Below are 20,959 nucleotides of genomic sequence, written 5' to 3' on the forward strand. Positions count from 1 at the left end.
TCCTCGAACGTTTCCGGTCCGGACCCGGGGCGGGACCGGACCGGGACCTTCAGAGCGTGAACCGCAGTGCGAAGTGGTTCAGCGAGGCGGGAAGTCCCGACGCGGGCAGCGGCCCGCCCGCGTCCACGCGGGTCAGGTCCCGGCCCCGGAGCAGGGCGCGCAGGAACAGCGACACCGTCAGCGGCACCAGGTCGCGCGCCGCGCACCCGGCGGGGCCGTAGCTGAAGGGCACGATCCCCGGTTCCGCCTCGGCGCGCCCGTCGAGCCAGACCTCCGGCTCGAACGCGTCCGCGTACGGAAGCCGGGAGGAGTCCCGGTGGAAGTAGGAGCTCGCGATGAGGAAGGCCGTTCCCGCCTCGAACACCTCCTGCCGCCAGGCCGTCTCCCGCGTGCTCTCCCGGATCACCATGAGCGTGGTCGGCCACAGCCGCACCGACTCGCGCACCGTCGCCCGCAGCAGCGGCAGGTCGAGCCCCTCACGGCCGTCCGCCTCCTCGCGGGCCGCGTGGGCGCCGGGGCTGAGCGAGGTCAGCAGCGCCAGGGAGCGGAACGCGGCGACGGCGGCCGCGTCGAAGGCGAACAGCCAGTGCGCCACCTGGTCCTCCGGGTGTACGTCCCCGCCCTTACCGTCCGCGCCCTGGCCCTCCCCGCCGGGCCCGCTCCCGCCGGGGGCCGTCGCGCCGCGCTCCCGCCCGCTCTCCCCGCCCCCGCCGTGAGGGCACCCGGCGGACGACTTCGCGGCGGCCGATCCCGCGACCAGACGGGCGGCGAGGCTGCCAGGTTCGGCGCGTTCGATGTTGGCGCGCACCCGCCCGAGGAACTCCTCCCTCGCCGCGTGGTCGGTCGGGGCCGCGTAGGCCCAGTTCGCGCGCGAGCGCAGGGCGTGCAGGAGTTCGGTCGTGCGGCGGTCCTCCGCGGCGAACGAGCCGAAGACCACGCGCCTGGCCATGGCGTGGAAGGAGTCGGCGAACCTGCGCCAGTCCAGGACCTCCCCGCCGCGCAGGGCCAGCCTGAGCGCCAGCGCCTCGTCGTCCGCCTGCCCGGCGACGACGTCCCCGTCGGGGTGGATCGTCTGGCCCGGCACCAGGGCGGCGACGTTGGCCGCGCGGCGCCCGGATCGGGCGTCGTGATCGGAGACCAGCACCCCGTGCGGCTGGAAGTGGGAGAGCGCGCCGTGCTTCTCCATGCCGCCGGGGGAGAAGGGTTCGGGCGTCTCCCGCAGGAGGCGGCCCACGTCCTCCGGGGACAGGACCAGGGCGAGCCGCCGTCCCGCCAGGCGCAGCGGCAGCGGGTCGTCGCCGTGGCGCTCGCGCAGGCCCCGCAGGAGCGAGACCGCCCTGCGGTCGGCGTCCAGACCTGCGACCAGGCCCGTCATCAGCGGGCGGCGCACGATCACGCCCCGCGCCAGGTTGGGCAGCAGAACCGAGGACAGCACGCGCGCCGCCTCCGCGGCGGTGGGGCGGCGCGCCCCCCGCCGGAGTTCCGCCTCCGGCCGGGAGCCCGCGTCCTGCGGCGGGTGCGCTCCCTGTCGCCGGTGCGCCTCCTGGTGTTCTGTGGGCATCGAGACCGTCCCCTCGATCGGTTCGCTCCGGTGGATCGCTGTTCTCGGCTTCGGGCCCTTGCGGTTCCGGCTCCGTACCGGTCCCCGCAGCTCTCATGGCTCCCGCGGGTCCCACGGCCCTCATGAGTGCCGGTGATCCGGTTACCGTGTTCCCGGCCCGGGTGAGGTGCGGGCCTTCCGGACCCGGTTTTCTCCGCCTTGGCCGCTCACTTGCCGGTTCCAGGCTCTACTCCGTCCCCTGCCCCGGTCCGGGCGTGTCCGAACGGGGACGCATGGGACTTCTGTGACTTACGGGGTCGCCGTGCGCCGTTCGGCCCCACCGGTCCGGCCGTTTCGGGGCCGGGACGCCCCCGCGCACACGGGCGCCCCGGTCCGCACAGGACCGGGGCGCCCGCCGTTCCCCGACCGCGAACGGCCGCGGGTCACCGGCCGCGGATCACAGGTGGTCCCGGGGCAGAGTCTCGGTCCACTGCCGGGAGAAGACCCGCTCGTCGTTCTCGAACGCGTCCAGCGTCGCGTACACCCGGAACTCGGTCTCGGTGCACTCCAGCGACGTGTGGGTCTCGGTCCGGGTCCGCCACCCGTCCCGCACGAAGCGCATCGTCCACGTCGACTCACCGCGCGCGGACGTGAAGTCGCCAGCCACCGACTCGTAGTACTCGTAGGCGCGCCGACCGACGTCCAGGTCGATGTCGTCGAAGTGCAGGATGCCGCCGTCCTTGACGATCTCCAGGGCCGACCGGGTGTCCACCAGGTCCCTGTAGACGGTCCAGCTGTGGTCCGGCTTCTCCCGGCGCGTGGTGGAGATCTCCGGCGAGCCCTCCGGCTCCCCGAAGGGCTCCGGGTGCGGATCGTCGGCCTCCGAGCGCGGACGGACCGGCAGCAGCAGCCTGCTCTCCTCCGGGTGCACGGTCAGCAGGGCGGGCTTGGGCGGCGGCCAGGCCAGAGGCCAGTAGGAGGTGGACAGCGACAGCCGGATGCGGTGCCCCACCGGGAACGCCTGCGCGACACCGTTCATCGTCACCCTCACCCGGTAGATCTCACCGGGTTCGAGCTTCTCGGGGTGTTCGTGGCTGTCGCGGTGGGTGAGGTTGAGCAGCCCGTAGGTCACCCGCGTGGCGCTGCCGTCCGGCGCGACGTCCACCAGCCGGGCGGCGACCATGGCCACCGGTTCGGTGACCGACACGTCCAGCTCCACCTCGGCGGCGCCCAGGATCTCCACGTCCTCCGACAGCACGTCGCTGTCGAAGACCAGGGAACCGCCGTCCTCCTCGCGCTGGTCGTAGGGCAGGTCCGGCGGGGCGTTGTAGGAGGCCCACTTGCCCGCGAACTGGCCCACGGTCAGCGGCGACCGCACGGTCAGCGACTCCGAGTGCACCTCCTCGCCGGGGCGGCCGATCCGGTACTTGGCCAGCGGGTACCCGCGGTACTCCACGTTCGGCGAGGGCCACTCGTCCTCGCGCACCCACCGGCCGGGGCGCTCGGTGTAGGCGGTGGAGGGGGGCACGCTGTCCTGCATCCACGCCCACAGGGACGGGCCCTCGTCGACGCCGTTCTCCTTGCCCTTGAGCCAGCGGTCCAGCCAGCGCACGACCTCCTGGAGGTAGCCGATCGCCGGGCCGGGGGCTCCCATGTGCGGGTAGCGGTGCGACCAGGGGCCGATCAGCCCACGGCTGGGCGCCTGCAGGTTCTCCAGCAGCCGGAAGACGGCGTTGGAGTAGCCGTCCGCCCACCCGCTGGAGGCCAGCACCGGGCAGCGCACCTCGGAGTAGTCCTCGCTCACCGACGCGTGCCGCCAGTAGTCGTCGCGCCGCTGGTGGCGCAGCCACTCCAGGACCCACGGTTCGGTGGCCTCCAGCCTCTCGTGCCACATCCGCCGCCAGTCGTCGCCGACGGTCACCGGGTCCGGCGGGCAGGTGCCCGCGGAGAACATCGTTCCCGCCTCGGCGAGGTTGTCCGACAGCAGACAGCCGCCCATGTAGTGGAAGTCGTCGCCGTACCGGTCGTCGGTGAAGGAGCTGATGACGATCGCGCCCAGGCTCGGGGGCTGGCGGGCGGCCACCTGGAGCGCGGCGAACCCTCCCCAGGACAGCCCCATCATGCTGGTCTTCCCGTTGCACCAGGGCTGCTCGGCCAGCCAGGCCAGCACCTCCTCGGCGTCCAGCTGCTCGCGCTCCAGGTACTCGTCGGTGAGCACGCCCTCGGAGTCACCGGTGCCCCGCAGGTCCACGCGGACGCAGGCGTAGCCGTGCCCCGCGATGTAGGGGTGGTGCATGGAGTCGCGCACCGACGTCAGGTCGCGTCTGCGGTAGGGGATGTACTCCAGGACCGCGGGGACGGGGGACACGTCGGAGGAGGTCGCCCGCCACACCCTGGCGGCCAGGTGCACACCGTCCGACATCGGTATCCACAGGTGCTCGTCCTCCTGGACGGCGTTGGGCAGGTTGTTGACCACGTGCATGGACCGGGGCCCCTCCTAGTGTTCGGCCAGCTTGTCCTTCGTGCCGTGCTCGTCCTCGAACTCGAACGCGAGTTCGTCCACGCAGCGCTCGTACTTCGCGCGCATCTCGGTCTCGTCCTCGGCGCCGATGGTGATCTTGGCGAGCTCGTAGCTGTAGCTGTCCTGGGCGGTCATGTCCGAGAGCCGCTGCCCCCGCTTGGGGACGATCTCGATCGTCACGCCGGGCAGGGACTCCTCCAGCGCGGACACCTCCTCGGGGGTGGGCACGCGCGCGGCGACGCCGTCCTCGAAGCGGCGGTGGTACCACTCCGCGGCCACCCGGTACTCGCCCCGGGCGTCCTCGTCCAGGGCGGGATCCTGCCCGAAGCCCAGCCGCAGCATGCGCTCGTGGTTGGCGACCCCGTCCACCAGCTCGAAGAGCTCGGCGTGGGACTGGGAGTGGCGCGTGTTCACCTCAAGCAGGCCCAGCTTCTCCTCCACGGGGTCGTAGAAGAACTCGACGCTGAACGTGGAGTTGTCCATCCCCACCCGCTCGATGACCTTGACGGCCACCTCGGACATCCACCGGCACACGTTCTCGGGGAGGCCGGAGGGGTACTGGTGGCGCAGGAACACCGAGCTGCCCGGGTAGTCGACCGAGTCCAGGGCGCCGTAGACCACGACCTCGCCCTTGTACACGTAGCCCTCGACGGCCGCCTGCACGCCCTGCATCGCGGCCTCGGCGAGGGCCGTGCGCCCGCCCACGGAGGAGACCTCGGGAGGCAGGTCCACCATCTCCAGGATCTGCTCGAAGGGGCGGCCGATGCGGTCGACGCCGTCGCGGAGCAGGGACACCGCCTGCTGGAACGCCTCGTCGTCGCCGACCTTGTAGGCCAGCTCGGAGGAGGCCGACTTCACCGGCTTGAGCCACATCGGGTACTCCGGGCTCTCGGGGGGAGTCGGGTCGTCCTCGGACAGCTCGACCAGGCCGAAGGCGGGGTACTCGTCGATGACCTTCTGCTGTTCCAGCCTGCTCCAGTACTTGTGCTCACACTTGACGAAGGACTCCAGGGAGGACGAGGGGAGGCCGCGGCGGGAGCAGAGGATGGGCACGAACAGGGTCACCGGGAAGTCCCAGTAGCCCACGATCGCGTCGACGCTCCCGTCGAAGTCGTCCAGGATCCTCTCCGCCTTGGCCAGGAGTTCCTGGATGTCGACCTCGCCTACCTGGAGTTCGTCCAGGTTCAGCAGCTGGTGGAACTCACAGTGCCGACCTGTGGGGGTCCTGCGCAGGATCTCCAGGTTGTGCTCGTCCAGGCCGACCACGAACACGTTCTTCACGGCTACCTGCACCGCCTTCCTCTTCTGGTGCTCTTCCGAGCGGGGATGCATACGCATCGCCTAACCCGTGCCGGGTGCTCCAAACGCGGGCGTGTCGCGCCTCACGCCGCGGAATCGCTGGTCGTCGCGCCGCGACGGCGCGCGGCGCGCACGCGCGGGCCCCGCCGCGGACGGTCGGAAGTCCGCGGCGGGGCCGGTGGTGCGGTGGGAGAGGTCAGCGCGTGCGGGGGGCGTACCGGTCGATCTCGGCCAGCTCCTCGGCGTCGAACTCCAGGTTGGCGACCGCCGCCACGTTGTCCTCCAGCTGCGCGACGCTGCTCGCGCCGATGACGGCGGAGGTCAGCCTGCCGCCGCGCAGCACCCAGGCCAGCGCCATCTGCGCCAGCGACTGCCCGCGCCGCCGGGCGACCGCGTCGAGCCCGCGCACCCGCTCCAGCACCTCCTCGGTGATGCCCTCGGCGTTCAGGAACGGGCTGCTCCCGGCTGCCCGCGAACCCTCCGGCACTCCGTGGAGGTAGCGGTCGGTCAGCAGCCCCTGCGCCAGCGGGGAGTAGGCGATGGAGCCCGCGCCGACCTCGTCGAGCACGTCGAGCAGCCCGTCCTCCACCCATCGGTTGAACATCGAGTAGGAGGGCTGGTGGATGAGCATCGGCGTGCCCAGGTCGCGCAGGATCGCCGCGGCCTCGCGCGTCTGCTCGGGCGAGTAGTTGGACACGCCCGCGTACAGGGCCTTGCCCTGGCGCACGGCCGTGTCCAGCGCCCCCATGGACTCCTCCAGCGGGGTGTCGGGGTCGGGCCGGTGGTGGTAGAACACGTCCACGTACTCCAGGCCCATGCGCTCCAGGCTCTGGTCCAGGCTGGACAGCAGGTACTTGCGCGAGCCCCACTCGCCGTAGGGGCCGGGCCACATCAGGTACCCGGCCTTGGTCGAGACCACGATCTCGTCGCGGTAGCGGCGCAGGTCCCGGGCCATGACCCGCCCGAAGTTCTCCTCCGCCGAGCCGGGCGGGGGACCGTAGTTGTTGGCCAGGTCGAAGTGGGTCACCCCCAGGTCGAACGCGCGCAGCAGGACGGCGCTCTGGTCCTCGATGGCGCGCTCGTGGCCGAAGTTGTGCCACAGTCCCAGGGACAGGGCGGGCAGCCGCAGCCCGCTGCGTCCGCACCGCCGGTAGGGCATCGTCTCGTACCGCTCGGGGGCGGCGACGTAGGTCATGGCATCTCTCCCTCGTGTGGCTGTGCGCCGGGCCGTCGCGCGGGGGCGGGCCGACCGGCGTGCGGAGAGTACAGCGCGCGGGGCGGGCGCACCAACAGCGCCCCCGCCTCGGCGGTTCGGGGCGTCCGGGGCTGTGTCGGCCACGACCGTCCCCTGTCGCCCCCGCGCGTGCCGAGCAGTCCCGCCGCCAGGGGCCTGAACCCGCCCCCGCCACGGCCACCTGCGGTTTCGCGTGGGGGCTCACGGGTAGCCCGTACGCCTGTCACCCCGGTTCCGTACCGACAGAAGAGGGAGTGAACGTCGATGCACCACGAGACCCAGCCCCCGATCGAGGGCTACGAGGGCCTTCCGCTGGGGACGCTCCAGCACCGTGTCCGCTCGCTCGACGCCGACCAGATGCGCCAGCTCATCCACTACGAGTCCGAACACGCCAACCGGATCAACGTCCTGGAGATCCTGGAGCACCGCCTGATGGAGCTGGAGCAGGGCGCCGAACCCTCCGGGGGCTCGCAGGACTTCCAGCCCGAGCGCCCGGGTCCGCCCACCGGCGGCTCACCGGTGAGCGAGGACACCGCGGCTCCCGCGTTCAGCCCGCCGCCGAACGGCGTCCCCAACCAGCCCGCCAAACCCAAGGGCGACTACCGGCCCGGCGGCCAGTGAGGCGGTCCCCGGCCCCGTCGGGACACGGGGGCGCGCGACACCGTTCCCGTGTTCGCGGCGGTGCCCGCCGTCCCCGCCGCCGTTGACGGGGACCCGGCCCGGGGAGGCGGACCGGAGTGCGGCCACCGGCCGTTTTCGCTCCGCCGCCTCGGGTAGCCGTACACCCACATCCCCCTGGAACGCTCTTCTCCGACGCACAGGGAGTGACATGGCGCTGGCATCCACCGCGGGCCCGGCCCGCGGCCACGGCGGACGGGGCGGCCGGTGATCCGCGGCAGGGCGCCCCTGGTCCTGGCCGGTGCGGGCTGGGCGGCGTCCCGACTCCGGGACAGGCGTGACCGGTGGGACGAACCCGAACCGCGGCGGCGCCGTCGACGCGGAGGGACGGTCCCCTGGATGGTGGCCGGTGTCGCCCTGGGCCTGGGGGCGGCGGCGCTGGCCGGTCCGCGGCGGCCCGCCCTGCTGGACGGCAGGGTCGCGCTCATCACCGGCGGCTCGCGCGGGCTCGGCCTCCAGTTGGCCCGCGAGTTCGGCCAGCGCGGCGCGTCCGTCGTGATCTGCGCCCGCGAACAGGACGAGATCGACCGGGCGGTGGCCGACCTGGAGAGGCGGGGCGTGCGGGCGCGCGGCGTCCGCTGCGACGTCCGCGACCCCGAGTGCGCCGAGGGCCTGGTCGAGGAGGCCACCGCGGCCTTCGGCCACCTGGACTTCGTCGTCAACAACGCGGGCATCATCCAGGTGGGGCCGCACGAGACGCTCTCGGAGGACCACTTCCGCGACGCCATGGAGACCATGTTCTGGGCGCCGCTGCGCATCTCGCGGGCCGCGATCGGCCCGCTGGAGCGCACCCGCGGCTCCCTGGTCACCATCACCTCGATCGGCGGCCACCTGAGCGTGCCGCACCTGCTGCCCTACTCCTGCGCCAAGTTCGCCGAGGTCGGCCTCTCCGAGGGGCTGGGGGCGGAGGTCGCGCGCCGGGGCGTGCGGACCACCACGGTGGTCCCGGGGCTGATGCGCACCGGCTCCCACAAGGCCGCCGTCTTCTCCGGGGACCCCGAACACGAGTACACCTGGTTCTCCCTGGGCGCCGGGCTGCCCCTGGTCTCGGTGAGCGGGGAGCGCGCGGCGCGCCGGATCGTGGAGGCGGCCGCGCGGGGGCGCAGCTACCTGGTGCTCACACCGCTGGCCCGGGCGGCCATCGCCGCGCGGGGGCTGTGCCCCTCTTTCGTCCAGGGCGCCATGCGCGTCATGGACCGGGTCCTGCCGGACCCCGGCGGACCGGTGGAGCACAAGCCCGGGCGCGAGGCGGACGACACCGCGGTCAACCGGGTGCTGAAGCTGCCCACGGCGCTCAACGAGCGCGCGGGCAGGCGCCTCAACCAGAGGGACGACGAGGGCGGCGGCGCCTCCGGGGACCGGGGGCCGGACGCCGACGGACCGGAGGGACCCGGGTCGGGACCGGGCGGGCCCGGCCGCTGACCGGAGGCCGCCGCTGCGGACGGCGGCCCGCGACCGCGAATCGGGAGAACACGACGTGACGCGTTTCGGATACTTTCTCGCCAGCGAGGAGCACGGGCCCCGGGAACTGGTCCGCCAGGCGCGGGCCGCCGAGGAGGCCGGGTTCGACTCCCTGTGGATCTCCGACCACTACCACCCCTGGCTGGACGCGCAGGGGCAGAGCCCCTTCGTGTGGTCGGTGGTCGGCGCCATCGGGCAGGTGACGTCCCTGCCGGTCACCACGGCGGTGACCTGCCCGACCACGCGTGTGCACCCGGCGGTGGTCGCGCAGGCCGCGGCGACCGCCGCGTCGATGGTCCGGGGCGGGTTCACCCTGGGAGTGGGCACCGGCGAGGCGCTCAACGAGCACATCCTCGGCCAGCCCTGGCCGCCCGCGGCCCGGCGCCTGGAGATGCTGGAGGAGGCCATGGAGGTGATGCGCAAGCTGTGGACCGGCAAGCTCGTCACCCACCGCGGCCGCCACTACGAGGTGGACACCGCGCGCCTGTACACGCTGCCCGAGGAGCCGCCGAGCATCTACATGTCGGCGTTCGGCCCCAAGGCCACGGGGCTCGCGGCCAGGGAGGCCGACGGCCTGATCCAGGTGGCGCCCAGCGACGAGACGGTCGAGAACTTTCGCTCCTGGGGCGGCGACGGCAAGCCCGTCCAGGGCGGGCTCAAGGTCTGCTGGGCGCCGAGCGAGGCCGAGGCCCGGCGGGTGGCGCACGAGCGCTGGCCCAACGAGGCGCTGGCGGGGGAGGCGCCCCAGCTGCTGCCGCTGCCCCGCCACTTCGAACAGCTCACCCAGGGCCTGGTCACGGAGGACATGGTGGCGGAGGAGATCGCCTGCGGACCCGACCCGGAGGTGCACGTGGCGGCGATCCGCCCGTACCTGGAGGCCGGTGTGGACGAGGTCTACGTCTGCCAGGTGGGCGACGACCAGGACGGCTTCTTCGCGTTCTACGCGGAGGAGGTTCTGCCCCGGCTGCGGGCCGGGGCCTGACGAGCGGTGCGGCGCGCGGGCGGCGTAGTCCGCGGGCCGCGCCCGTGAGGAGGACAGATGCACACCCGTACCCGTGACGGCACCCTGCGCGAACCGGGGCCGATGCCGCCGGATCCGTTCCCTCCGACCCCGATGCCGCCTCCCTCACCGCCCGAGCCCGTGCCCGAGCCGGAACCGCCCGGCCCGGGGCCGCTCCCCGAACCGCCGGGACCGGAGCCCCAGCCCGAACCCGCCTGAGACACCCGCCGGACCTCCGCGCGGGTAGGACCGTGGGGCGCGCACCGCGGGTGACCCGCGCGCCCCACGGGTTCGACGTGCGCGGGGAGGGGTCGCCCGGCCCGCGTGCGCCGCCGGGCGAGTCCGCTGGGCGGGACGACTGAGCGGGACCACTGGGCGGGTCCGCTGAGCGGGGCCACCGGGCGGGGGACACCTACCGGACGCCCGGCGCGGGCGTGCGCGGATGTGAATCCGTGGCGTCAGGGGGATTGTCCCGTGCGTGACGGTCGGCCTAGGTTGCACGGGAAAGACTCCTTCCGGTCCGGACCGCCCGCCCGGGCGGCTCCGGGCCGCCACCTGCTGGAGGAACCACAGTGGCGCAACCCCCCGCCCCCGCCCGACGGCGACCCGCCCCCGTCCGCACCGCCCTCGCGGGCGCGCTCCTGCTCGCACCCCTCGCGCTCGTCGCCGCGCAGGGCCCGGCCGCGGCCGCCCCCGCCGCCCCCGCCTCCGCGGTGGCCGAGGCGCCGGCCCGGGCCGCCGCCAGCCCCGTCGAGACCCACGGCCAGCTGCGGGTCTGCGGCCTCAAGCTCTGCGACGAGAGCGGCGAGACCGTCCAGCTCACCGGGATGAGCTCCCACGGCCTCCAGTGGTACAGCGACTGCCTCACCGACGGCTCCCTGGACGCGCTCGCCCACGACTGGAACGCCGACGTCCTGCGCGTGTCCATGTACATCCAGGAGGGCGGCTACGAGACCGACCCGCGCGGTTTCACCGACCGGGTCCACGAGCTGATCGAGGAGGGCACCGCGCGCGGCATGTACGTCATCGTCGACTGGCACATGCTCACGCCCGGCGACCCGAACCACAACACCGACATGGCACGCACCTTCTTCTCCGAGATCGCCTCCGTCCACGCCGACAAGGACAACGTCCTGTACGAGATCGCCAACGAGCCCCACGGGGTCTCCTGGGACGCGATCCGCGGCTACGCGGAGGAGATCATCCCGGTCGTGCGCGCCGGGGACCCCGAGGCCGTCGTGCTCGTCGGCACCCGCGGCTGGTCCTCCCTCGGCCTGTCCGAGGGCTCCGACCACACCGAGATCACCGCCGACCCGGTGGACGCCGACAACATCATGTACGTCTTCCACTTCTACGCCGCCACGCACGACGACTTCCACCGGGAGGGCCTGCGGGCCGCGGCGCGGGACCTGCCGCTGTTCGTCACCGAGTTCGGCACCCAGGAGGCCACCGGCGACGGGCCCAACGACTTCGCCTCGGCCCAGGCCTACCTCGACCTCCTGGCCGAGGAGCAGATCAGCTGGGTGAACTGGAACTTCTCCGACGACTTCCGCTCCGGCGCGGTGTTCGAGACGGGCACCTGCGCCGCCGACGGCCCCTGGACCGGGACCGAGTCGCTCAAGCCCGCGGGGGAGTGGATCCGCGACCGCATCCGTGAGAGCGGGGTCGCCCCGACCGACCCCACCGACCCGACGGACCCCGCCGACCCGGACGCGTGCGAGACCCCGGCCTGGTCCTCGGGAGAGGTGTACACCGGCGGCGACCAGGTCAGCCACGGCGGACGCCTGTACCGGGCCCAGTGGTGGACGCGGGGGGAGGAGCCCGGGACCACGGGTGAGTGGGGCGTCTGGAGGGACCTCGGCGCCTGCTGACCGACCCGGGTCCGGCGGTCGGACCCGGGCCCTGAAGCGGATACCCTTCCGGCCCGGCCGGAGCCGCGGACACCCGCCCCCAGCCGGAGCCGCGGCCCCGGCACCGGCGCCCGGCCCGTCCACGGAGAACACGGGGGCCGCCCGCGCCGAGTGCGGGCGGCCCCCCGCCGTCCCTGGACGAGGCCCCCACCGGAGTCCGGTCGCGGGCGGGTCCGCCCCCTGGGGGCCGTCGTCCGGCCGCGAAGAGCCCGCCCAGGCCCCGCCGTGCACGGCGGGGCCCTCCGTCAGTACGACTGCACGGTGGAGATGCGCAGCTCACCCTGTTCGTCCACGTCCACCAGCACGTGGTCGCCCGCCACGAGCTGCTGGTCCAGCACCATGCGCGACAGCCTGTTGCCGACGTTGCGCTGGATGGTGCGCGCCAGCGGCCGGGCGCCGTAGGCGGGCTGGTAGCCGCGCTCGGACAGCCACCCCACCGCCTCGTCGGTGAACCGCACGGTGATGTCCTGCGCCTTGAGCCGCTCCTCGGTGCGCTCCAGCAGCAGACGGGTGATCCGGCCCAGCTGCTCCTCGCCGAGCTGCTTGAAGACGATGACCTCGTCGATGCGGTTGATGAACTCGGGGCGGAACTCCTCGCGCAGCCGCCGCATCACCCGCTGCTCGGTGTCGGGGTCCATCTGGCCGTCGGCGGTGAAGCCCATCGGCGCGCCCCCGGTGATCGCCTCCGACCCCAGGTTGCTGGTCATGATGACCACCGTGTTGCGAAAGTCCACGGTCCGTCCCTGCCCGTCGGTCAGGCGCCCGTCGTCCAGCAGCTGGAGCAGCAGGTTGAACACGTCCGGGTGGGCCTTCTCCACCTCGTCCAGCAGCAGCACCGAGTACGGGTGGCGGCGCACCGCCTCGGTGAGCTGGCCCGCCTCCTCGTAGCCCACGAACCCCGGGGGCGCCCCGGTCAGGCGGCTGGCGGTGTGCCGTTCCTGGAACTCGCTCATGTCGATGCGGACCATGGAGTCCTCGGACCCGAACAGGGCCTCGGCCAGCGCTCGCGCCAGCTCCGTCTTGCCCACGCCGGTCGGACCCAGGAACAGGAAGCTGCCCACCGGCCGGTCGGGGTCGCCCAGACCGGCCCGCGAGCGGCGGATCGCCTCCGAGACGGCCGTGACCGCCTCGTCCTGGCCGATCACCCGCTCGTGCAGCACCTCCTCCAGGTTGACCAGCCGGTCCCGCTCCTCCTGGGTCAGCTGGGAGACCGGGATGCCGGTGCTGCGGGAGACGACCTCGGCGATGTCGGCGCTGGTCACCTCGGGAACCGACGAACCGGTTCCGCGCGCCTGGTGGATCGAGCCCCGGGCGGCGGCGATCTCGTCGCGCAGCGCCGAGGCGCGCTCGTAGTCCTCCTGCTGGACCGCCTTCTCCTTCTCCTCCTCCAGGCCCTTGAGCCTGCCCTCCAGCTCGCGCAGCCCGGAGCTGGAGGACTTCAGGCGCAGGCGCACCCGCGCGCCCGCCTGGTCGATGAGGTCGATGGCCTTGTCGGGCAGGAAGCGGTCGGTGACGTAGCGGTCCGACAGCTCGGCCGCCGCCACCAGGCTCTCGTCGGCGAACCGCACCTGGTGGTGGGCCTCGTAGCGGTCGCGCAGCCCGCGCAGGATCTCGACGGTGTCCTCCACCGACGGCTCGGGCACCTGGATCGGCTGGAAGCGGCGCTCCAGGGCCGCGTCCTTCTCGATGTTCTTGCGGTACTCGTCCACGGTGGTCGCGCCGATGATGTGCAGCTCGCCGCGGGCCAGCGCGGGCTTGAGCATGTTCCCGGCGTTCATGGACCCCTCGGCGGCGCCCGCGCCGACGATGGTGTGGATCTCGTCGATGAAGACGAGCAGCTGGTCGGACTGGGCGCGGATCTCGTCCACGATGGCGTTCAGGCGCTCCTCGAAGTCGCCCCGGTAGCGCGTGCCCGCCACCACCCCGGCCAGGTCGAGCTGGACCAGGCGGCGCCCGAGCAGGGTCTCGGGGACGTCCTCGTCGAAGATGCGCTGGGCGATGCCCTCCACGATCGCGGTCTTGCCCACGCCCGGGTCGCCGATGAGCACCGGGTTGTTCTTGCGCCTCCTGGCGAGCACCTCGATGCACTGCTCGACCTCGTCGTCGCGGCCGACCACCGGGTCCAGGCGGCCCTCGCGGGCCAGCCCGGTCATGTCGGTGCCGTACTCGTCCAGGGTCGGGGTGGCGGAGGGCTCGCCCTCGCCCTGGTCGGCGGCGGGCGGCGCCCCGGCGGCCTTCTGGAGCGACTGCGGGGTGATCCCCGAGCCGCGCAGGAGCTGGCCGACGGCGCTGTCGGTGTTGACCGCCAGCGCGAAGAGCAGGTGTTCGGGAGTGATGCTGGAGCTGCCCGTGGCGCGGGCGATCTGGAGGGCGTCGAGGAGGGCGCGCTTGGCGGCGGGGGTGAGCCGGGCGGACCCGCGCACCGACCTCGGGGTCTGCGACACCGCCTGGTCGATCACGTCGATGATCTGCTGGGTGTCGGAACCGCTGTTCTGCACCATCTCCCGCGTGGGCGGGTAGCGCAGCAGGGCCCACAGCAGGTGGACCGTGTCGACGTCGGCGCTGCCGGCCTCCAGGGCGCGGCGCACCGCGGCGTCTGCCACCTGCTGGGCCTCGGGGCTCATCAGCTTGGACAGGTCCACGCGGCGTACCGGTCCCCGGGCCCCCAGGAAGCGTGCCAGGAACTCGTCGAAGGAACCCGGGTCGCTGCCGCGGTCGTCGGGAAGGTCGTGTGTCATGTCGTCTTCGTCCCCCGTGCGTGCGGTAGTGGCTTGTTCACTCTAAGTGAGTGCCCGGAGTTTGTTCGGTAGCGGTGGTCGGCGTGGGGACCGAACACGCGCGGGGCGGCCGGTCCGCCCCGGCCGCGCTGAATGCTCCCGCCGAGGGCCGCTCCGGGCCAGGTCGTCCTCCGTCCCGGCCCGCTACCCGGCCCGGCGCGGGGATAACACCCGGCGAGGGGACGCGGGAGGCCCGTCACACCCGGTGAGTGGCCCGTTCCCGCCGACCCCGCACGGGCCCCGGCACGTGTGCGCGCCGGAGCCGCGCACGGGCCCCGGCGCGCACACGCGCCGACCGCCGGTCAGTCGGGGCGGTACCGCCACAGCCGCACCGACACCACGACGACCGTGCAGGCCAGCACCACCGCGCCGACCACGGAGACCGTCTGGAGCGCGTCGCCCAGCGCCGTCTCGGCGGCCTCGCGCAGCGCGGCCCCCACCGCGCCGCCCAGGTCACCGGCGACGGCCGCGGCGGCGCCGACGCCCTCACCCGCGGTCTCGGCCGCGTCCGAGGGGACACCGGCGGGCAGGGAACCCTTCAGGACGCCCCGGTACACCGCCAGCCCCAGCCCGCCCAGCAGCGCCAGGCTCAGCGTCTGCCCCATGCCCGAGGCCACGTCCGTCACCGCCGAGGCCGTCCCCGCCCGCTCCCGCGGCGCGGAGGACAGCGCCAGCTGGCTGCCCAGCGTCATCGCCGGGCCGCCGCCGAGGGAGAGCAGGACGGTACCCGTGACCAGCCCCCACAGGGAACCGGGACCGGCGGACGCCGCCATGGACACCAGCCCGACGAAGGCGACGGGCATCGACAGCGCCAGTACCTGGCCCGCGGTCGCCCACCGCAGCAGCAGCGGGGTGAGCATGGTGCCCGCCAGGCCCGCCACGGCGGGAAGGACCAGCAGCAGGCCCACCAGACCCGGCGGCACCTCCAGGGCGGACTGGAGGAACTGCACGAGGAACAGGTTCGGGCCGCCCGCGACCAGCAGCATCAGCAGGGACAGGGACACCGCCGCGCCGAACCCCCGCGCGGAGAACAGGCCCGGGGGCAGCAGCGGGTCGTCCAGCCGCCGCTGGCGGCGCCAGAACAGCCAGCCCAGCGCCAGACCCCCGGCCACGGCGGCCAGCAGCGGCGGCTCCGGCCCGCGCGACACGGCCTCCTGGAGGCCGAACACGGTCAGCACCAGGGCGGCCGTGGACAGCAGGACGCTCGCGGGGTCCAGCCGCCCCGCGCCGGGGTCGCGGAACTCCGGCAGCAGGAACGGCAGGGTCACCAGCGCGAACAGGGCCACGGGCACGTTCACCAGGAACACCGACCCCCACCAGAGGAACTCCAGCAACAGGCCGCCCAGCGGAGGGCCCAGCGCCATCCCCACCGAGAACGCGCTCAGGTACAGCGCCACGGCGGTGGCGAACTGCCGGGAGTCGGGGAACATCTGCCGCAGCAGCGCCAGCGCGGACGGCGAGATCACCGCCACGGACGCGCCCAGCACGGCGCGGGCCGCGATGAGCGTCACGGGATCGGGGGCGAAGGCGGCCGCCGCCGAGGCGACCGCGTACACGGCCAGGCCGGTCAGGAGCAGCAGGCGCCGCCCCACCCGGTCGCCCAGGCGCCCCATGGTCAGCACCAGCCCGGCGCCCAGCAGTTCGCCCACGTGCAGGATCCACAGCGACTGGGCGGCCGAGGGCAGCAGGTCGGCGCCGATCCGAGGAAGCGCCAGGTAGAGCACCGACACGTCGTTGGCCATCATGAACACGGGCAGGGTCAGGATCGTCAGCCCGAGCCACTCGCGCCACGTCGCGCGGCGGTGCGGGGCCTGGATGGTCATGGGTTCTCCGTGGGTCGTCGGGCGGCTCGGAGGGGTCGGCCGCGGGTGTGGGGTCCTCCGCCCCGGCGACGGCGGGGGATCGGCCGCTCGTGCCGGGGCGGAAGTGCGGGCTTCAGGCCGGGTAGGGGACGGCCGCGCGGTGGGCGCGCAGGGCCCGCGCCCACCAGGTGAGCTCGTCGAGCATGCGCGCGGCGGCCTCCTCGGCGGCCTTGGGCTCGGAGGGCCAGCCGCCTTCGGCGTCGAACCGGTCCCAGAAGTCGGCGAAGGACACCGAGTCGCGCACCGTGACGGCACGCAGCTCGGCGAAGACCTGGCGCAACTGCTCCACCGCACGCAGGCCGCCGGAGACGCCGCCGTAGGACACGAAGCCGACCGGTTTGGCCCGCCACTCGGCGACGAACCAGTCGATCGCGGTCTTGAGCGGGGCCGGGAAGCTGTGGTTGTACTCGGGGGTGACGACGACGAACGCGTCGGCGGCGGCCAGGCGCGGCGCCAGCGCCGCCACGGCGGCCGGGGGCTCGCCCTCCGTCAGGCGTTCGGGCAGACGGGTCCCGGCCAGGTCGACCGGGTCCACCGCGACGCCGCCGTGCTCGCGGGCGCGCTCCCGGAACCACGCGGCGGCGGTCGGACCGAAGCGGCCCTCCCGGGTGCTGGCGACGATGACGCACACGCGGACGGGCGCGTCACCGGGAACGTTGGCGGTGGTGTCGGCGGACACGGGAACCACTCTCCTTCGGGGTCGGTGTGTCGTCGGGTCCCACGCTCGCCGCCCCCGCACTCGGTCCGGCCCCGGTCCGCACTCGGTCCGGCCCCGGGCGGCCCCGGTCAGGGCGTTCGCGTATACGGCCGGTATCCGGCCGGGGGTTTCCGGGCCCGGCCCGTACCGGGTCGGCGTCCGCGCCCTCGGCTACGGTGAGGCCATGCGCTTCGGTGTCCTGGGTCCCGTCCGCGCGTTCACGGACGGCGGCCGGGCCGTGCCGATCCCCGAACGCAAGGCCCGCGTCCTGCTGGCGGCCCTGCTCGCCCACCGGGGCTGGCCGGTGTCGGCGGACCGGCTCGTGGAGTGGCTGTGGGCGGACGGGCCCCGGCCCGGCAGCCCCGAACGCGCCCTGCAACGCAAGGTGTGGGCCCTGCGCCGGGCACTGGAGGAGGCCGAACCCGGCGCCCGCGACCTGGTCCGCCACCGCCCGCCCGGCTACCTCCTCGACGTGCCCCCCGCCTCCGTGGACGCCGAGCGCTTCCACCTGCTGGCGGACGCGGCCCAGGGCGCCGCCGGTCCCCGCGAACGGGTCCGGCTGCTCAGCGAGGCCCTGGAACTGTGGCGAGGCCCCGCCTACGCCGACGTGGCCGACGAGGAGTTCGCCCGGCCGACGGCCGCACGGCTGGAGGAGCGCCGCCTGGGCGCGCTGGAGGAACACGCCCTGGCCCGGCTCGACCTGGGCGAGCACCGCGGGGTGACCGGTGCGCTGGGCGCCCTCGTGGCCGAGCACCCCCTGCGCGAGCGGCTGGTGGCCGCGTACATGCGCGCCCTGTACGAGGGCGGACGCCAGGCCGAGGCATTGGCCGCGCACACGGCTCTGGCCGGGCGCCTGCGCGAGGAGCTGGGGGTGGACCCCGGCCCCGAGGTGGCCGAGCTGCACGGCCGCATCCTGCGGCACCAGCCGACCCCACCGGTTTCCGGGGGCGTCTCCGGGCCCGGAACACCGGCGGAACCCGCGTCCGCGACGGCACGCGCCTTCCGAGTTCCGACGGAACCCGCGCCGCGCGCGGGGGCCGTCCGTGCGACGCCGGGAGCGCCTGTGCCAGGGGCGGGAGGCGCCGCCGTGGCACCGGGGGAACCGTTCCCGAAGGCGGGGAGCTTCCACGGGACGCCGGAGGAGCCCTTTTCCGCGCCGGGGATCGCCTCCGGAGTTCCGGGGGAGCCGTTCCCGCAGGCGGGGAGCGGCCACGGAACACCGGAGGCGCCTGCCTCCGGTACGGGGAACACGCCTGGAACGGTTTCGAACGTTCCTCCCCGAGCGGGGAACGCACATGGAACACCGGAGGTGTCCGCCCCCGGACCGGGGACCGCGCCCGGAACCCGGGTCGCGCCCTCCGCCGGTGCAGCCCCGGCGCACGCGGTCACCGGCCGGGCCTTCCCGCCGCTGCCGCTGACCGCGCTCGTGGGCCGCGAAGAGGAACAGCGGCGGGTGGCACGGCTGCTGGCCGAGGTCCGGCTGGTCACCCTCACCGGGATCGGCGGGGTCGGCAAGACCCGCCTGGCCCTCGCTCTCGCGCACCAGCTCGCCCCCGGCTTCGGCGGCGGGGCGCACGTGGTGGAGTTCGCCGCCCAGCGGGCCGTGCCGGGCTCCTCCGCCTCCGAACCGGACCCGGTCACGGCCCTGGCCCGGGCGCTCGGAGTCCGCGACGGCGGCGGCGCGGACCCCCTGCGCCACGTGCTGGGCGCGCTGGAGGGCAGGCACGCCCTGCTCGTCCTGGACAACTGCGAGCACATCGCGGGCGAGGTCGCCGACCTGGTCGGAGCCCTGCTCGGCCGCCTGCCGGACCTGCGCGTCCTGGCCACCAGCCGCGAACCCCTCGGCGTGCCCGGTGAGGTCCTGTTCGGCGTCGAACCCCTGCCCGTGCCCTCCGCCGACACCCCGGCCGACCGCGTCGGCGACTCCGGGGCGGTGCGCCTGTTCGCCGAACGCGCCGCCGCCTCCGCCCCCGGGTTCGCCCTGACCCCGGACAACGCCGCCGACGTCGCCCTGCTGTGCCGCCGCCTCGACGGCATCCCCCTGGCCCTGGAGCTGGCCGCCACCCGCGTGCGCGCCCTCGGCGTCACCGGTGTGCTCTCGCGCCTGGACGACCGCTTCCGGCTGCTGGCCACCGCCCGCCGCCACCTGCCCCCGCGCCAGCGGACCCTGCGCGCCATGGTCGACTGGAGCTGGGAACTGCTCGACGAGCGCGAGCGCGTCCTGCTGCGCCGCCTCGCCGTGTTCACCGGCGGGTGCGCCCCCGAGGACGCCGAGGCCGTCTGCTCGGGCGGGGGCATCGACGCCGCCGACGTCGTCGACCTGCTCACGAGCCTGGTCGACCGCTCCCTCGTCGTGGCCGTGGACGACCCCCTCACCGGCCGCCGCCACCGGCTCCTGGAGTCCATCGCCGACTACGCCTGCCAGCGCCTGTCCGAGGCCGGGGAGGCGCACGTCCTGCGCGGGCGCCACCTGGACCACTACACCGCCCTCGCCCGCCGGTACGCGGGGCGGATACTGGGCTCCTCCCAGGGGGAGGCGCTCCGGCGCCTGGACGCGGAGGCGTCCAACCTGCGCGCGGCCCTGGACGAGGCCGTCGGGCGCGGAGCCGCGGGGCACGCCGCCCGCCTCGTCAACTCCCTGGGCTGGTACTGGTACATGTGCGGCCGCTACCGGGAGGGCCGCCGCCTCACCCGGCGCGTGCGCGACGCGGTGCGCGGGTCCGCCTCCGCGGAGGCGGCCATGGCCGGGGCGACCGCCGCGGTGTTCGAGATCCTGGCCGGGGACGGGGACGACCACACCGCCCTGGCCCGCACCGCGCTCAGGGCCTTCGACGACCTGCCCGGGGCGTCCGGCGACACCGTGCTCGAACGCGCCCGCGCCGCCTGGACGATCGGGTTCGTGCTGTACAGCCGCGGGGACCGGGCCGTCAGCGAGGACCTGGTCGCCCAGGCGCTGGCCGTCTTCCGCGAGCGCGACGACCGCTGGGGGCTGGCCGCGGCCCTGACCGCGCGGGCCTCGCACGCCCTGGGACGCGGAGACCTGGACGCGGCGGGCGTCCGCGCGCGTGAGGCGCTGGAACTCTTCCGCGGGCTCGGGGACCGCTGGGGCCAGCTCAACGCCCTGTCCGTCCTGGCGATGCCCGCCGAGGCCACCGGCCGCCTCGCCGACGCGGCCCGCTTCCGCGCCGAGGCCCTGGGCATGGCCGAGGAGCTGGAGCTGTGGTCCGAGGCCGCCGGGGCGATGGCCGGGCTGGGCCGGATCGCCCTGTTGGAGGGGGACCTCGACCGCGCCGACGAACTCCACCGCAGGGCGCTGGAGCTGGTGCGGGGGCAGGGCGACGTGCCGGGGGAGCAGTACGCCCAGCTCGGTCTGGGGCTCAGCGCGCGGCGCCGGGGAAGGCTGGAGGAGGCCGAGCGGCACGTGCGCCCGATCGCGGAGTGGTCGGCCCGGGTGGGCTGGCTGCCGGGCGCCGCCCTGGCCCTGGCCGAACTGGGCTTCTCCGCGGAACTGCGGGGCGATGCGGCCGAGGCGCTGCGCCTGCACCGGGAGGGGCTGGCCGCGGCCCGCCTCAGCGGCGACCCGCGCGCGCTGGCGCTGGCCCTGGAGGGCGTGGCCGCCGCGCACACGCTCACCGGCCGCCACGGCGAGGCCGCCGGGCTCCTGGGCGCCGCCGAGGCCCTGCGTGAGGGCACGGGCGCGCCGGTGCCCGCCGGTGAACGGGGCGACGTGGACCGCGCGGCGGCGCGCGCACGGGCGGCCCTGGGCGAGGCGGAGTTCGCGCGGGCGTTCGCCCGGGGTCGGACGCGCCCGCCCGCGGACCTCCTCGCCGGCGGGGAATCGCGCCCCGACCCGGCCTGAGCGCCTGAACACGCGCGCGGCGGGGACGGCCCGAGGGCCGGTTCCCGTACCCCGGGGCGGTGCGCGTGCTCCTTGACCGACCCGCTCCCGCGCGGCCGCGGCCTGTGTCCGTCCCCGCCGG

12 protein-coding genes are annotated in these 20,959 nt (G+C 74.7%); 5 read left to right on the plus strand and 7 right to left on the minus strand.

Annotation, left to right across the window (positions count from 1 at the left end):
• Positions 1–49: 49 nt before the first annotated feature.
• From ACSTA4_RS11155 to mgrA, 4 genes are all read right to left on the minus strand, one after another.
• Complete coding sequence (locus ACSTA4_RS11155) at positions 50–1,561, minus strand: cytochrome P450 (protein ID WP_444963464.1); 1,512 nt, start codon at positions 1,559–1,561, stop codon at positions 50–52.
• A 436-nt stretch (positions 1,562–1,997) separates the two neighbouring features.
• Positions 1,998–4,022: a CocE/NonD family hydrolase gene (locus tag ACSTA4_RS11160; RefSeq protein WP_444963465.1), complete on the minus strand. Its 2,025-nt coding sequence runs from the start codon at positions 4,020–4,022 to the stop codon at positions 1,998–2,000.
• Positions 4,023–4,037: 15 nt separating this feature from the next.
• Positions 4,038–5,399 (minus strand): ATP-grasp domain-containing protein, encoded by a 1,362-nt coding sequence (locus tag ACSTA4_RS11165; protein WP_444963466.1) that lies wholly within the window; start codon positions 5,397–5,399, stop codon positions 4,038–4,040.
• Between the two features lie 157 nt (positions 5,400–5,556).
• Positions 5,557–6,555 carry an L-glyceraldehyde 3-phosphate reductase gene (gene mgrA / locus ACSTA4_RS11170; RefSeq protein ID WP_444963467.1) on the minus strand — a complete coding sequence of 333 codons (999 nt, stop codon included), beginning with the start codon at positions 6,553–6,555 and terminating at the stop codon, positions 5,557–5,559.
• 303 nt (positions 6,556–6,858) lie between these two features.
• Between mgrA and ACSTA4_RS11175 the strand changes: the two genes are divergently transcribed.
• The 4 genes from ACSTA4_RS11175 to ACSTA4_RS11190 all read left to right on the plus strand — a co-directional run bounded on the left by ACSTA4_RS11175 (position 6,859) and on the right by ACSTA4_RS11190 (position 11,604).
• Positions 6,859–7,215, plus strand: coding sequence for a hypothetical protein (locus ACSTA4_RS11175; protein ID WP_444963468.1), 357 nt, complete (start codon positions 6,859–6,861; stop codon positions 7,213–7,215).
• Positions 7,216–7,479: 264 nt separating this feature from the next.
• Positions 7,480–8,694: an SDR family NAD(P)-dependent oxidoreductase gene (locus ACSTA4_RS11180; protein WP_444963469.1), complete on the plus strand. Its 1,215-nt coding sequence runs from the start codon at positions 7,480–7,482 to the stop codon at positions 8,692–8,694.
• Between the two features lie 55 nt (positions 8,695–8,749).
• Positions 8,750–9,715 (plus strand): TIGR03557 family F420-dependent LLM class oxidoreductase, encoded by a 966-nt coding sequence (locus ACSTA4_RS11185; protein WP_444963470.1) that lies wholly within the window; start codon positions 8,750–8,752, stop codon positions 9,713–9,715.
• Between the two features lie 590 nt (positions 9,716–10,305).
• Positions 10,306–11,604 (plus strand): cellulase family glycosylhydrolase, encoded by a 1,299-nt coding sequence (locus tag ACSTA4_RS11190; protein WP_444963471.1) that lies wholly within the window; start codon positions 10,306–10,308, stop codon positions 11,602–11,604.
• 284 nt (positions 11,605–11,888) lie between these two features.
• On the opposite strand, the gene ACSTA4_RS11195 is transcribed toward ACSTA4_RS11190, so the two are convergent.
• From ACSTA4_RS11195 to ACSTA4_RS11205, 3 genes are all read right to left on the minus strand, one after another.
• Positions 11,889–14,381: an ATP-dependent Clp protease ATP-binding subunit gene (locus ACSTA4_RS11195; RefSeq protein WP_444963472.1), complete on the minus strand. Its 2,493-nt coding sequence runs from the start codon at positions 14,379–14,381 to the stop codon at positions 11,889–11,891.
• A gap of 341 nt (positions 14,382–14,722) precedes the next feature.
• Positions 14,723–16,243, minus strand: a complete 1,521-nt coding sequence (locus tag ACSTA4_RS11200; RefSeq protein ID WP_444963473.1) for an MFS transporter — start codon at positions 16,241–16,243, stop codon at positions 14,723–14,725.
• Positions 16,244–16,355: 112 nt separating this feature from the next.
• Positions 16,356–16,961 (minus strand): NADPH-dependent FMN reductase, encoded by a 606-nt coding sequence (locus ACSTA4_RS11205; protein WP_444963474.1) that lies wholly within the window; start codon positions 16,959–16,961, stop codon positions 16,356–16,358.
• A gap of 202 nt (positions 16,962–17,163) precedes the next feature.
• On the opposite strand from ACSTA4_RS11205, the gene ACSTA4_RS11210 reads away from it, so the two are divergent.
• Positions 17,164–20,838, plus strand: a complete 3,675-nt coding sequence (locus ACSTA4_RS11210; RefSeq protein ID WP_444963475.1) for a BTAD domain-containing putative transcriptional regulator — start codon at positions 17,164–17,166, stop codon at positions 20,836–20,838.
• Positions 20,839–20,959: the final 121 nt, after the last annotated feature.

This window comes from Nocardiopsis sp. M1B1 (genome assembly GCF_052466615.1).